Below are 14,506 nucleotides of genomic sequence, written 5' to 3' on the forward strand. Positions count from 1 at the left end.
CAAGCAATGACCGAAGCAAACCGGCAGGATCCCGCAGAGGGCAGTCCCGCCTCGGAGTCCCCCGCAACAAACGACCAACTCAAAGCAGCTCTTGATCGCTCACGCACGGAAACCCCGCTCGCTGCCACAAACCCCGAACACGGCTCACAAGAATCCGTGAATAGCGAATCTGACCATTTTGAGGCAACGGACATGTCAGACCCGTCGTTTCACCCCGGGGCGCTGGATGAGGTTGCCGCGGGTGTTGACCCCTCCGTCATTTCCGCCCGGCCAATCGTTTCCCCGCGAGCAACAGCCGAGGCACCTCCCGTAGCCTCCCCCGAGACTCCGCAACCTACACCTGACGCACACGCTTCCACCGGCAACCCGGATGTCCTCACCGTCAGCACGGATCATCCGATGGCTCCCCTCTATATTCAGGCTCCACTCCTACCCGAGATCCGAGGAAACCGAGTTGCCGGTCTTTGGATAACAATCGTGGCAACACTCGGCTTTGCTCTTCTCTACGCCGGTATTATCGCGGCGATCATCGCCCCCATCACAGCTCCCAGCCAGTTTCTCGACGCGCTCGTGGATCACCTTCTCACCCCCATGTACCCGGCATCAATTGCCGCTTTCTTCGTGGGGTTACTGGTTCTTGTGATGATTGCAAATCGCGCAAACTGGTGGGCCTACGTTCTCTTCGGATTCCTTGTGGGTGCTTTTGTCTATTGCGCTGCCGTTATTGGCCTACTCTACTCCGGCTCACTCACGGACCTCACTCCCGATGAGTCATGGGGACGTTTAGAAGAGTTCGTTCTCTCTCCCTTCACAATTCTTGCCGGCGTGGCCGGACGCGAGGTGTCCGTCTGGTTCGGGGCGTGGATCGCGGCCAGGGCTCGCAAAGTCAAACTGGCCAATGCCGAAGAAATCAGCGAGTACGAGAACCGTCTCGCAGCCTCACCCATAGCAACCCAACCTCTGACGCCAAACGTTTAGGAGAACATCGTGGAACCGCAACCGAGCAGACCAAATCAGAGTCTCTACTGCACGGTAGCGGCCCTCATGCTCACCGTCCTCGCCGGAGCACTCACCATCGCCACCTGGGGTTTTATTGCGCTGTTTACAGCGTCTGACCCCATCGAGACGGCAGATATTTCCCTTGTGGTGGGACCCCTTTCAATAGTGCTCGCCCTCGTTGTCATGTTCTTAAGCATGTTTCGTATCGGAAAGAGTCTCCAACACGGCCACTCCCGCCTTCCCTGGAGCCTCATACTCCTCGCGGGGATCGGCGCCTATCTCGTGGCTGCAATCGTCTTTTTTGCGGTGGGACTACCCCCGCACGAATCGTTCTACAGTGCCTTTCTACTCGCTCTTCTTCCTATCGGCTGGTTGTGTGCTCTGTGCTACTGGGCCATGGTGGCTCGGCGCATCTATACGGACCGGGGACGACCACGCTGGCCCTGGGAAAACCCGGAAGACGTGTAACTGCGGCATAGTGGTTGTATGACAGTAGTTGCAGCTATCGACTGCGGAACAAACTCCATCCGTTTACTCATCGCCGAACTCCACAGGTCGGAAAGCTCCGAAGCGGAACCACGATCGAACTTCCTTGACTCTGATCCCCAGAAACCCGAGTCTCCACCCGTCAAACAGGTCACGGCGCGACTGAGAGACATTGTTCGTCACACTCGGATAGTTCGACTCGGGTACGGTGTTGATCGCACGGGTGAGTTCAACTCAGAAGCACTGGCGAAAACTTTAGAGGCCGTTCGCGACTACTCCGCGCTCATTCGCGCACACGAATGCTCAAAGATTCGTTTTGTTGCGACCTCGGCCACGCGAGACGCCCGGAATCGCGAACACTTCATCAGCGGAGTACAGGATCTGCTCGGGGTTTCCCCGGAAGTAATCAGCGGTGACGAGGAGGCTCGTCTTTCATTCTCCGGAGCGACCAGGGGCACCGCTCTACACACACCGTCACCCTACCTGGTCACTGACCTCGGGGGAGGCTCCACCGAGCTGGTAGCAGGCCTTCGGGAACCTCAGGAAACATTTTCCATGGACATCGGTAGCGTGCGCCTCACCGAGCGTTACCAATCCTTCACAGACCCCGTGGCACGCAACGCCGCCATCATCGCCAACATAGATGAGGCACTCACCAGTGCGGAGGAACGGGTCACCCTGAAAACAACGGGAACCCTCATCGGCGTTGCCGGAACAATAACAACGGTCACTGCTCACGCGCTCGGTCTCAGCAGCTATGACCGTGACGCCATTAACGGGGCACGACTGCACCCCTCTACCCTGTTAGAAGCGTGCAACGATCTTGCCACCATGCCGCGCGAAAAACTTGCCACTCTTCCTTATCTACACCCCGGACGTGCGGATATCATCGGTGTTGGTGCCACAATTTGGGCGCGCATCATTCTCCGCGTACAGGAGCGAGTGACTCAGTCGGGACGACCTTTTCCCGACGTGATGACAAGTGAACACGACATACTGGATGGCATTGCGCTCAGCCTCCTCTGAGTCGATACCGCACAGTCATAACCAAACAGTGGCGATGCGCAATAATAGCTTTCACCCCGAAAGCATAAGACTAAAATCAAAAAGCAACGTAAAACTCCAAAGACTGCGCTTTCTCACAGAGTACAAGCCGGGGGTGATCAGCCTATCTTGTTAGGATCGCAGGGTGTGTGCTGTCAAACTTCAAAAAGCTCAAAAACAACGACTCCTAACGCTTCTGGCCATTGTCGGGGTTATGGGCATTGTTGCCGTCGTTGCAAATCTGATAACCGTTAGCTCGGTATCACACACCTCAACGGAACCAACGGGTGTTTTTAATCCTGAAGAAATCATTAGCGACGCAAAATTCTTTGATTCTGAAACTATGACGGCGGCACAGATTCAAGAATTTTTGAACTCACAGGTGGTGTCCTGTGAGACCGATTCATACTGCCTTCGTAACTATCATCAACAAACCGATTCCCTCGCCGCCGGCCCCTACTGCGGAAAATACTCGGGTTCCAAGCGGGAATCTGCCGCAAATATTATTTATAAAGTTTCGCGCGCATGCGGAATCAACCCGCAGGTCATCCTCGTTATGCTCCAAAAAGAACAGGGATTAATCACCAATCACAACCCCACGGAGCGCAATATTCGCGTTGCCATGGGCTATAGCTGCCCGGACAGCGCCCCCTGCAACGAGCAATATTATGGTTTTTTGAACCAGGTTTATCAAGGAGCTCAGGCTTTTAACCGTTACGCTGCAAACCCAAGCATATACAGCTATCGAGCGCACACCACAAACAATATTCAGTATCATCCCAACCACGAGTGCGGCTTTTCCCCCATCTACATTAAAAATCAGGCAACCGCGGGGCTCTACATTTACACTCCTTACCAGCCCAACCAAGCGGCACTCGACGCAGGCTTAGAAGCTGGTGATGGGTGCAGTTCTTACGGTAATCGTAATTTTTATTATTACTTCACCCAGTGGTTCGGCTCCCCTACCGCCCCTAACTCAAACTTTTAGCTCAACACAAAAACCCCGCCCGAGTCCGGTGGTGAGACTGGGCGGGGTTTTCGCTTTGCCTAACTAGTTGTAGGTTCCCGGATTAAAATCGTCCGAGGTGAAGCTCTCGAAGTCAACAAATGACAGGTCAGCCTCATCAAAATTGGCATCGTCAACAAAGATACGGTTCGGGTAACGCTCCGCCTTTGCCTCCTCGGTCGCCTCAACCGTCATATTACGGTAGCGATCCAAACCAGTTCCAGCCGGGATCAACTTACCGATAATAACGTTTTCCTTGAGCCCGATCAGAGGATCGCGGCGACCCTCCATAGCGGCTTGAGTGAGCACACGGGTGGTCTCCTGGAACGATGCAGCGGATAGCCACGATTCAGTTGCTAGAGAGGCCTTGGTGATACCCATAACCTCAGGACGAGCCGTGGCAGCCTTCTTGCCCGCCATCACGGCCTCGCGGTTCAGACGGGTGTAGTGCGAGCGATCAACCAGCTCACCCGGCAGCAGCTCGGTCTGGCCGTGATCAACCACGGTTACTTTACGGAGCATCTGACGGACGATAACCTCAATGTGCTTATCGTGGATAGGCACACCCTGTGAACGATAGACTCCCTGCACGCCCTCAACCAGGTATTTCTGTACGGCACGCTCACCGGGGATGTGCTTGCCATTCTCAGTAGTACCCACCTGCAGAACATCCTTGGGATCGAGGGTTCCCGCGATAAAGGGCTGTCCGATTTCAACGTGATCACCATCGCTAACAACCAGGGTTGCACGCTTGAGAACGGGGTATGCCTTTTCTTCGCTTCCGTCGTCGGGGGTGAGGATAACCTTACGCCCCTTGTCGCTGTCCTCGATTACCACACGACCGGCAGCCTCCGCGATCGGCGAGGCGCCCTTGGGGGTACGAGCCTCAAAGAGCTCCTGCACACGCGGGAGACCCTGCGTGATGTCGTCAGCTGAGGCCGAACCACCCGTGTGGAAGGTACGCATCGTGAGCTGGGTTCCGGGTTCACCAATCGACTGAGCCGCGATAATGCCCACGGCCTCACCAATGTCTACACGCTTACCCGTTGCAAGCGAACGACCGTAGCAGGTTGCGCACACTCCAACAGCCGACTCACAGGTGAGAACCGAGCGAACCTTGATGTGTGTTACACCAGCCGCAATGAGCTTGTCGATCAAAACGTCACCAACGTCCTCACTGGACTTGGCGATAACCGTGCCCGAGGAATCAACGGCGTCCGCGGACAGTGTGCGTCCGTAGACCGAGTTCTCAACGTTGGGGTCACGCGTGAGCGTGCCGTCAAGCTCAACCGCAATGGGGAGTTCCAGTCCTCGTCCGGTATCACAGTCTTCCTCGCGGATAATGATGTCCTGCGCGACGTCAACAAGACGACGCGTGAGATATCCCGAGTCGGCGGTACGCAGGGCGGTGTCGGCCAGACCTTTACGCGCACCGTGCGTTGCAATAAAGTACTCGGCAACCGAAAGACCCTCACGGTATGACGAGATAATCGGACGGGGGATAATCTCACCCTTCGGGTTATTTACGAGACCACGCATACCGGCAATGTTGCGGATCTGTAGCCAGTTACCACGAGCCCCGGAGGAGACCATCCTGTTGATGGTGTTGTCCTCGGGGAAAGCCTCGCGCATGGCATCCGAAACCTCGTCGGTTGCTTTTGTCCAGATATCAACCAGTTCGCGACGACGTTCAACGTCGGTCATCAGACCCTTGTCGAACTGTGACTGAACCTTAGCAGCCTGCCCCTCGTACTTGGCCACGATCTCCTTTTTACTGGAGGGCGTTATCACATCGGAGATCGCCACCGTGACCCCCGAACGGGTAGCCCAGTAGAAGCCGGCGTCTTTAATCTGGTCAAGCGTTGCTGCAACCTCAACCTTGGAATAGCGCTCAGCCAGGTCGTTGACCAGTTGAGACAGCGCGGTCTTACCCGCAACCTCTTCGAAGTAGGGGTAATCAGCGGGAAGCATCTCGTTAAAGAGGGCGCGACCCAGAGTTGTGTCAACAATAACTGGAGAGCCCGCAACATAGTTTTGAGGCGCCTTACCCTCGGCAAAGACCACATCCGTCATGCGAATGCGAACCGGCGCATTGATGTTGAGTGTTCCCTGATCCATGGCCAGGATTGCCTCGGCAATAGAGGAAAACGCACGTCCCTCCCCCGCGGCACCGGGCATCACCGTGGTGAGGTGATGCAATCCGATAATCATGTCCTGCGTGGGCAGGGTAACGGGACGGCCATCTGACGGCTTGAGGATGTTATTCGAGGCAAGCATGAGAATGCGGGCCTCGGCCTGCGCCTCCACCGATAGGGGCAAATGCACGGCCATTTGGTCACCGTCAAAGTCGGCGTTAAACGCGGCACACACCAGGGGGTGCAGCTGGATGGCCTTACCCTCAACCAGCTGGGGCTCAAACGCCTGGATTCCGAGACGGTGCAGAGTGGGTGCGCGGTTCAGAAGAACCGGACGTTCACGGATGATCTCTTCAAGAACATCCCACACCTGGGGACGGCTACGCTCAACCATACGCTTTGCAGCCTTGATGTTCTGAGCGTGGCTCAGGTCGATCAGACGCTTGATCACAAAAGGCTTAAAGAGTTCGAGTGCCATCTGCTTCGGAAGACCACACTGGTGCAGCTTGAGCTGAGGACCAACAATAATCACCGAACGGCCCGAGTAGTCAACACGTTTACCCAGAAGGTTCTGACGGAAACGACCCTGCTTACCCTTCAGCATGTCACTGAGTGACTTGAGGGCACGGTTTCCGGTACCCGTAACCGGGCGACCGCGACGACCATTGTCAAATAGCGCGTCAACAGCCTCCTGCAGCATCCGCTTTTCGTTGTTCACGATGATCTCGGGGGCACCGAGATCAAGCAGACGACGCAGACGGTTGTTGCGGTTGATCACACGACGGTACAGGTCGTTAAGGTCGGAGGTGGCAAAGCGTCCACCGTCGAGCTGCACCATGGGGCGAAGCTCCGGCGGAATAACCGGGACAACGTCAAGAACCATGGAGGCGGGGCTTCCGCCGGTCTGCAGGAAGGAGCTCACAACCTTGAGCCGCTTAATAGCGCGGATCTTCTTCTGGCCTTTGCCCTCGGCAATCTGATTGCGAAGTTCTTCGGCCTCGGTGGCTAGATCGAAGTCTTCAAGACGTCGCTTGATAGCCTCGGCACCCATGAAGGCTTCAAAGTAGCTACCAAAGCGGTCGACCAACTCGTTGAATACAGCATCTTCCGGCTTGAGGTCGCCAACCTTGAGGTTGCGGAACTCCTCCCACACCCGCTCAAGGCGAGCAATGTCCTCGTCGTAACTTTTACGAATCGAGGCCATTTCTTTATCGGCCGCGTCACGGGCGCGACGCTTCTGGTCGGACTTTGCACCATCGGCTTCAAGCGCGGCCAGGTCATTCTCTGCCCGCTGCTGACGCTCGTTGATGGCGGCATCACGCTGATCGCCCAGGGTCTTGATCTCGAGACGCAGCTCGTTCTCAAGGCCGGGCATATCCTCGTGACGGCCTTCTTCATCGATATCGATAACCATGTAGGCAGCAAAGTAGATGACCTTTTCGAGGTCTTTGGGCGCCATATCAAGCAGGTATCCCAGGCGTGAGGGAACACCCTTGAAGTACCAGATGTGTGTAACGGGGGCGGCGAGCTCGATGTGGCCCATGCGCTCACGACGGACAGAGGACTTAGTGACCTCAACGCCACAGCGCTCACACACGATACCCTTAAAGCGCACACGCTTGTACTTACCACAGGAACATTCCCAGTCGCGGCTGGGTCCGAAAATCTGCTCACCGAAGAGGCCGTCCTTCTCAGGTTTGAGCGTACGATAGTTAATCGTTTCGGGCTTTTTCACCTCGCCGTATGACCAATTACGGATGTGCTCCGACGTAGCCAGGCCAATCCGAAGCCCGTCTAAAGTTGTTGCGTCGATCAATGTTTCTCCTTGAAAGAAAATCTTTAGTATCTGGGTTCGGGCTTAGATCTCGTCGACTGTCGACGATTCGAAGCGACTAGAGAGGTTAATGCCGAGCTCTTCCGCAGTGCGATGGGCCTCGTCGTCGTTATCACGCAGGTTCACAGCGGTACCGTCAGCGCCCAACACCTCAACATTCAGGCAGAGGGACTGCATCTCTTTCATCAGCACTCGGAATGACTCGGGGACACCGGGTTCAGGAATATTTTCTCCCTTAACGATGGCCTCGTAGACCTTCACACGACCCAGGATGTCGTCGGACTTCACCGTGAGCAGTTCTTGCAGAGCGTAGGCCGCACCGTATGCTTCGAGTGCCCACACCTCCATCTCTCCAAACCGCTGTCCACCAAACTGCGCCTTACCACCCAGCGGCTGCTGTGTGATCATCGAGTAGGGTCCGGTTGAACGGGCGTGAATCTTGTCATCTACCAGGTGGTGGAGCTTCAAGATGTACATGTACCCAACCGAGATAGGCATGGGGTAGGGTTCACCCGACCGGCCGTCAAAGAGCTGAGTTTTACCGGAGGCACCAATCAGGCGTTCTCCGTCACGCGTGGGGTATGTCGACTCGAGCAGGCCCGCGATCTCTTCTTCGGTTGCACCGTCAAATACGGGGGTTGCAACCTTGGTACCGGGGTCGGCGCTCAACGCCTCCGGCGGAAGGTTTCTCGCCCACTCCTGTGCGCCCTCAACCTTCCATCCCTGCTGCGCAATCCACCCGAGATGGATCTCAAGAACCTGTCCGAAGTTCATTCGTCCGGGGATACCGAGCGGGTTCAGAATAACGTCAACCGGGGTTCCATCCGCCAGGAATGGCATGTCTTCAACAGGGAGAATCTTGGAGATAACACCCTTGTTTCCATGGCGTCCGGCGAGCTTATCACCCTCGGTGATCTTACGCTTCTGAGCAATGTACACCACAACACGCTGGTTGACGCCCGAGCCAAGCTCGTCGTCCTGCTCAGCATCAAACACCTTTACGGCGATAATGGTTCCCGAGACACCGTGCGGCACCTTCAGGCTCGTGTCACGGACCTCGCGGCTCTTTTCGTTAAAGATGGCACGCAGGAGGCGCTCCTCGGCGCTCAACTCGGTCTCACCCTTGGGGGTAACCTTACCCACAAGAATGTCTCCGGGCCGAACCTCAGCACCAATACGGATAATACCGCGCTCGTCGAGATCCTTGAGGGACTCTACCGAGGCGTTGGGAAGATCACGGGTGATCTCCTCTTTACCCAGCTTGGTGTCGCGTGCGTCAACATCGTATTCCTCAATGTGAATCGAGGAGAGGGTGTCATCTCGCACGAGGCTCTGGCTCAGGATGATGGCATCCTCAAAGTTGTGTCCCTCCCAGGACATAAAGGCAACGAGCAGGTTCTTTCCGAGCGCAAGCTCACCGTTCTCGGTAGCGGGGCCGTCGGCGATAACTTCGCCAGCCTCAACCCTCTCACCGGCCTTAACAATGACGCGGTGATTGTAGCTTGTTCCCTGGTTAGAGCGGTCAAACTTGCGCAGGTAGTAGCTCTGGCTGCCACCCTCGTCAAGCTGCAGAGTAACAACATCGGCTGAAACCTCAGCAACAACACCGGCTTTCTCAGCGATGACCACGTCACCGGCGTCGATAGCGGCAAACCCTTCCATACCGGTTCCCACAACGGGACTCTCGGAACGAACAAGAGGCACAGCCTGGCGCTGCATGTTGGCACCCATAAGGGCACGGTTAGCGTCGTCGTGCTCCAGGAACGGAATCAGGGAGGTTGCAACCGATACCATCTGGCGCGGTGACACATCCATGTAGTCGACGCGGTCGGCGTCAACCAGCACAACTTCAGAACCCTGCGGACGGGCCAGAACCTGCTTCTCGGCAAAGCGGCCCTCCTCAGTGAGAGGAGCGTTTGCCTGTGCAACCAGGTATTCGTCTTCCTCGTGGGCGGTGAGATAGTCGATGTGATCCGTAACCACACCGTCAACAACACGACGGTACGGAGTCTCGATAAAACCAAAAGAGTTAATACGAGCAAAGGTGGCCAGCGAGCCAATCAGACCAATGTTGGGACCCTCGGGGGTCTCGATGGGGCACATACGACCGTAGTGGCTGGGGTGCACGTCACGAACCTCAACACCCGCGCGCTCACGCGAGAGACCACCGGGGCCCAGCGCCGAAAGGCGACGCTTGTGAGTGAGACCCGCAAGCGGGTTGTTCTGGTCCATAAACTGCGAGAGCTGGCTGGTTCCGAAGAACTCCTTAATAGCTGCCAGAACCGGTCGCGTGTTGATCAGGGTATTGGGAGTAATAGCCTCAATGTCCTGCGTGGTCATACGCTCGCGCACCACACGCTCCATGCGGCTGAGTCCGGTACGAACCTGGTTCTGGATCAGCTCACCCACGGCGCGGATGCGGCGATTACCAAAGTGATCGATATCGTCAGTGTCCAGACGGATATCAACACTCTTACCCTCACGAACACCGGGCAGGGTAGCCTCGCCAGCGTGCAGCGCAACCAGGTATTTGATTGTGGCCACGATGTCTTCAAGCGAGAGAACCGAATCGGCAAGAGGAGCGTCTAGTCCAAGCTTGCGGTTGATCTTGTAACGACCAACCTTGGCAAGGTCGTAGCGCTTCGCATTGAAGTAGGAGTTGTCAAGCAGCGAGCGTGCCGCTTCGATGGCAACCTGCTCACCCGGACGCTGCTTACGATAGATATCTTTAAGCGCTTCTTCCTGGGTGAGGATGCTGTCTTTCTCGAGGGTGAGCTCCATCGATGCAAAGCCCTTGTACTCTTCAAGGATTTCATCTGAGGTCATTCCCAGAGCCTTGAGGAAGACGGTGACAGATTGCTTACGCTTGCGGTCGATACGAACACCAACCTGATCGCGCTTGTCAATTTCAAACTCAAGCCAGGCGCCGCGGCTGGGAATGATCCGAGCGGTGAAGACGTCTTTATCGCTCGTCTTCTCCTGAATACGCTCAAAGTACACTCCGGGGCTACGCACCAGCTGCGAAACAACAACACGCTCAGTTCCGTTGATGATAAACGTACCGCGCTCCGTCATAAGCGGAAAGTCGCCCATGTATACGGTCTGGTTTTTAAAAACCTGGGTTTCTTTGTGGAAGAACTCTGCCTCTACATAGAGAGGAGCAGAGTAGGTCTTGCCTCGCTCTTTACACTCGTCAATTGAGTATTTTTGCTCGTCAAGAAAGGGATCTTTAAATGACAGCTGCATGGTGCCGCCGTTGTCTTCGATGGGGGATATCTCTTCAAAGATCTCTTCGAGACCGTTACGGGTCGCAAGATCATCGCGTCCCGCAGCCGTGGCCGCAGCCAGGCGCTCCTTCCATAGGTCGTTACCGACAAGCCAGTCGAAGCTCTCAGTCTGCAGGGCAAGCAGATCGGGAGCGGTGAGCGTGTCGCTAATTTTGGCGAACGAAAGTCGCTGGTGAAGGCGACCGTTCTTGGGCGTGTTACTGGTGGATGCGTTGCGCGCAGCAGCCAAGGAAATAACCTCCGTGGGCCCCGTCGGGCCGGTACACTGGTGTAATTATTGGGAAAGCTCGCCAGACGATATGCGTGATTTCGCTTAGTGGGGCGAAAACGAAGGCCGACCGCAATATGAAGGCAAAAGCGTCTGAGAGCGCAAATACCTACTATAGTGCGACACACGCACGCCTGTCTACCCCTCCGAGTTACTTCACCTCCCCGTTCAGGATGAAGAAATCGGCAAGAAACCGTATTCTGAAAATTTCCTGTTTAACTCTGCGCAACAGAAGACGGTTAGAGTCGAGGAGTGAACAATCCTCGCCAGCAACGCCTCAGCGTGAGTGGATACATTGCCACTATCGAAAAAGACCGCCACGTACCCGGGGCCTACGAACTGGTGGTTGATGGTACTCCCCAGTCCCATGTTAATATGGCAAACCCCAAAGAACTCTTCTTTGAATACGTCCAGCGCATGGGGCACGTTATCGACCTGGTCGGGGCAAAGAAAGAACCCCTCACCGCACTGCATCTGGGGGGTGGGGCTTTTACACTGCCCCGCTATATCGAGGCGACACGTCCGGGTTCCCGCCAGCAAATCGTTGAACTAGAGAGCGATCTGGTTGACTTTGTCCGCCGAGAGCTTCCTCTTCCCAAGCGCGCACCCATTCGCATTCGCCACGGGGATGCGCGTGAGGTGATAACCAAGCTGCCGGGCGGGCTCACGGGCAATGTGGACATTATTGTGGTTGACATCTTTTCCGGTGCCCAGACTCCCGCTCACGTAACCAGCCAGGAGTTTTACGCAACACTGCGCCCCCTGCTCTCTTCCCGCGGAGTCCTACTTGTCAACGTTGCGGACGGCCCAGGGCTCGCTTTTGCGCGGTCGCAGGTGGCCACCGTGGGCTCTATCTTTTCTCATGTGAGCGCGCTGGCCGAGGCGCAGGTACTGAAGGGGCGCCGCTTTGGCAACGTTGTACTGATGGCTTCGCAACGAGAGTTCGGAGCCCAGTGGATCCCACGCCTCATGGCAGGCGGCCCACACCCGGCACGGGTTATCACGGGAACCGAACTCGCAAATTTTGCCGCCTCGGGTCACATCGTGACAGATAATACGTCACTGCCCTCTCCCCCACCCGCGCGCAGCATCTTCCAGGTTTAGGGGAATCGCTCTATATCTGTACCTATCTGCGGTGCGCCAGAAAATCGTAATCGTGACTACCTGTTTACCAGCCAGTCAAGCAGACGGTCGAGATACCCCTCCAGGCGGGCCAGATAAGCTTGATCATCACCGGAAAGAAGCCACTGAATCTGCAGTCCATCCATAACGGCTATCACCTCTGCGGCGATTTCTCCCGCGTTAAAGTCGCCGCTAATTTGTCCCTCGTGGACGGCCTCGGCAAGGGCAACCCGAAGCTGCTCTTCAAGATCGTGGTAACGTTGCCGAAACCAATCGGTGACGGGACTATCAAGAGCAACGGATTCTCCTAGAAGAACAGCAAAGGCCCGAGTGATGGTGGGGTGCGCAATATCATTTGCGGCAACGTCACGAAAACTATCGATGGTCTCGAGCGGAAGCGCCTCCTGGTCGAACTCCCAGGCGTTATGTTCGTCCCGCTCGGCAAGCAGCGTATCAAGGAGTTCACGCTTGCTCCGAAAATGGTAGAGAAGACCCGCCTTCGAAATCCCCGCACGTGAGGCAATCTCGTCAAGCGATGTACCGTTATATCCGGCCCGCGCAAAAGAGTGCGCTGCAGAATTCAAAATACGTTCGCGAGTTACGTGAGATGACGGACGCTTAGACGCCACTTCCACAGCGGTGAGTCCAGCGGCACTATCGTATTCAGGCATAGCTCAACCTTACCTGCCTTATTGATCACGTTTAACAATGTATTTTTGCAGACACTGACCTTAGAACCACCGTTTTATCCTGCACGGGGTACGGGATCAGGCCTGAAATACAAACGCTAAAAATCTCTTGTGGCGAACAGCAGCAACACGAGGTTGTTGAAGCAACAAATCTGTGCTTATAATGTGATACCCTCACAAACCTACCGACTGGTTGGAAAGTGAGATTTTCACAAATAGCGGCCCAAAGGAGAGGCGCATGTCCAGCGCACAACAAAACACAGCCAATACGTCTTCCGAAATTTCAGAGCACGAGTCAGAAACACTCAACCCTAAAAGACGTTTCATCATCCTCTATGTGCTCGCCTACGGAGGTGGATTCATTGGTATTTTTGGGCCGGCTATACTTTCGCTCTACACCCGACTCACCGATGTCTTCCCCTCGGAGGTCGACGGACTACTCAGCCCCGTATCCGCACTGGCGATCGTCTCGGGAATCGGCGCCATAGCTGCAGCCCTGGCAAACCCCTTCATTGGACGTCTCAGCGACCGCACCACTTCACGGTGGGGAATGCGTCGCCCCTGGTTGGCCATTAGTTCCCTCATATTCACCGCCGGAATTCTGCTGGTGGCGTTTGGCCCCGGGCACATTGTGACTCTCACCCTGGGGTGGGTTCTCGCCCAGGGCGGTTTTAACGGAATGCTCGCGATCTACACCGCAATACTCCCCGACCAGATTCCCGAACGGCTTCGAGGCAGAGTCGCGGCCTCGCTCGGAATCGCACAAAACGTTGCCAGCCTGGCGGCTGTCTGGCTCATCGGTCTGTTTGCTGCCGGAACCATAGAGTTCAGTGACCTGGGGGTCATCACGGGAGGAAACCCCTCCAGCCCACTGCGCTTTCTCGTGCCTCTCGCGATCGCGCTGATCACGGCTTTTGCCCTCTTTGTTGTGCTGGCTCCCCTGGATCGCAGGCTTGACCGTTCCCAGGTCCCCACCTACTCGGCCGGGGAATTCTTTGGCTCGTTTGTCTTCAACCCTAAGAAGAACCCCGACTTTAGCTGGGCCTGGATCAGCCGTTTCTTCTTCATGCTGGGAATCGCCTACCTGCTTGTGTACCAAGCTCCCTACTCTGAGATACACCTTGGCTTTACCGGTTCTGAGCTTGACGATGTTGTTCTCTGGGGTACCATCGCAACCGTGAGTGGAGTTGTCATCACGGGATATCTCGCGGGTAAGCTCTCGGATATCTTCCATCGTAGGAAAATCTTTGTGATCTTCTCTGCCCTCCTCTACGCCATCAGCCTTCTTTTCCTCACGTTTGCCACCCCCGACCACTCCGGACTTCCCATTGCACTCATCGGCCTGTTCATCGGAGGACTCGCACAGGGAATCTACTTTGGCATCGACCTCGCCCTGGTTACCGACGTACTCCCCGACAAAAAAGCGGATGCGGCAAAAGACCTGGGTGTGTTCAATATCGCCTCGGCGGGCCCCCAGTTTATGGCCCCCTTTATTGCCCCCCTATTCCTGGGCATGACCCTTTTCAACGGATCGGGAACCTCACAGGACAACTTCAGCGCCCTGTTCTTCTTTGCCGCAATATTCTCAACGATTGGAGCGCTCCTGGTGCTCCCCATCAAGAAGGTGAAATAAATC

General features: G+C 55.9%; 9 protein-coding genes. 6 read left to right on the forward strand and 3 right to left on the reverse strand.

Annotation, left to right across the window (positions count from 1 at the left end; translation table 11 throughout):
* The first annotated feature begins 6 nt into the window (after positions 1 to 6).
* The 4 genes from FrondiHNR_RS09880 to FrondiHNR_RS09895 all read left to right on the forward strand — a co-directional run bounded on the left by FrondiHNR_RS09880 (position 7) and on the right by FrondiHNR_RS09895 (position 3,517).
* On the forward strand, positions 7 to 978 hold the full coding sequence (locus FrondiHNR_RS09880) for a hypothetical protein (protein ID WP_279352604.1): 972 nt from the start codon (positions 7 to 9) through the stop codon (positions 976 to 978).
* A gap of 9 nt (positions 979 to 987) precedes the next feature.
* Positions 988 to 1,467 carry a hypothetical protein gene (locus tag FrondiHNR_RS09885; protein ID WP_279352606.1) on the forward strand — a complete coding sequence of 160 codons (480 nt, stop codon included), beginning with the start codon at positions 988 to 990 and terminating at the stop codon, positions 1,465 to 1,467.
* Positions 1,468 to 1,485: 18 nt separating this feature from the next.
* Positions 1,486 to 2,511: an exopolyphosphatase gene (locus FrondiHNR_RS09890; RefSeq protein ID WP_279352608.1), complete on the forward strand. Its 1,026-nt coding sequence runs from the start codon at positions 1,486 to 1,488 to the stop codon at positions 2,509 to 2,511.
* A gap of 163 nt (positions 2,512 to 2,674) precedes the next feature.
* Positions 2,675 to 3,517 (forward strand): hypothetical protein, encoded by an 843-nt coding sequence (locus tag FrondiHNR_RS09895; protein WP_279352609.1) that lies wholly within the window; start codon positions 2,675 to 2,677, stop codon positions 3,515 to 3,517.
* 63 nt (positions 3,518 to 3,580) lie between these two features.
* Here FrondiHNR_RS09895 and rpoC read toward each other — a convergent pair whose 3' ends face one another.
* Both rpoC and rpoB read right to left on the reverse strand, forming a co-directional pair.
* Positions 3,581 to 7,486, reverse strand: a complete 3,906-nt coding sequence (gene rpoC / locus FrondiHNR_RS09900) for a DNA-directed RNA polymerase subunit beta' (RefSeq protein ID WP_279352610.1) — start codon at positions 7,484 to 7,486, stop codon at positions 3,581 to 3,583.
* Positions 7,487 to 7,528: 42 nt separating this feature from the next.
* A complete protein-coding gene (gene rpoB, locus FrondiHNR_RS09905; protein ID WP_279352611.1) occupies positions 7,529 to 11,020 on the reverse strand; it encodes a DNA-directed RNA polymerase subunit beta in 3,492 nt (1,163 codons plus the stop codon).
* A 291-nt stretch (positions 11,021 to 11,311) separates the two neighbouring features.
* Between rpoB and FrondiHNR_RS09910 the strand changes: the two genes are divergently transcribed.
* Positions 11,312 to 12,163 (forward strand): fused MFS/spermidine synthase, encoded by an 852-nt coding sequence (locus tag FrondiHNR_RS09910; RefSeq protein WP_279352612.1) that lies wholly within the window; start codon positions 11,312 to 11,314, stop codon positions 12,161 to 12,163.
* A gap of 56 nt (positions 12,164 to 12,219) precedes the next feature.
* On the opposite strand, the gene FrondiHNR_RS09915 is transcribed toward FrondiHNR_RS09910, so the two are convergent.
* Positions 12,220 to 12,852 carry a TetR/AcrR family transcriptional regulator gene (locus FrondiHNR_RS09915; protein ID WP_279352613.1) on the reverse strand — a complete coding sequence of 211 codons (633 nt, stop codon included), beginning with the start codon at positions 12,850 to 12,852 and terminating at the stop codon, positions 12,220 to 12,222.
* 256 nt (positions 12,853 to 13,108) lie between these two features.
* Here FrondiHNR_RS09915 and FrondiHNR_RS09920 point away from each other — a divergent pair, with 256 nt between their 5' ends.
* Positions 13,109 to 14,503 carry an MFS transporter gene (locus tag FrondiHNR_RS09920; protein WP_279352614.1) on the forward strand — a complete coding sequence of 465 codons (1,395 nt, stop codon included), beginning with the start codon at positions 13,109 to 13,111 and terminating at the stop codon, positions 14,501 to 14,503.
* The last annotated feature ends 3 nt before the right edge of the window (positions 14,504 to 14,506 follow it).

The sequence above is a fragment of the Lysinibacter sp. HNR genome (assembly GCF_029760935.1).
Taxonomy (GTDB): Bacteria; Actinomycetota; Actinomycetes; order Actinomycetales; family Microbacteriaceae; genus HNR.

Excerpts from the sequence above, each read along its gene's own strand:
- FrondiHNR_RS09890 (WP_279352608.1), top strand. The coding sequence starts at position 1,486 with ATGACAGTAGTTGCAGCTATCGACTGCGGAACAAACTCCATCCGTTTA.
- FrondiHNR_RS09880 (WP_279352604.1), top strand. The coding sequence starts at position 7 with ATGACCGAAGCAAACCGGCAGGATCCCGCAGAGGGCAGTCCCGCCTCG.
- FrondiHNR_RS09915 (WP_279352613.1), bottom strand. The coding sequence starts at position 12,852 with ATGCCTGAATACGATAGTGCCGCTGGACTCACCGCTGTGGAAGTGGCG.
- FrondiHNR_RS09920 (WP_279352614.1), top strand. The coding sequence starts at position 13,109 with ATGTCCAGCGCACAACAAAACACAGCCAATACGTCTTCCGAAATTTCA.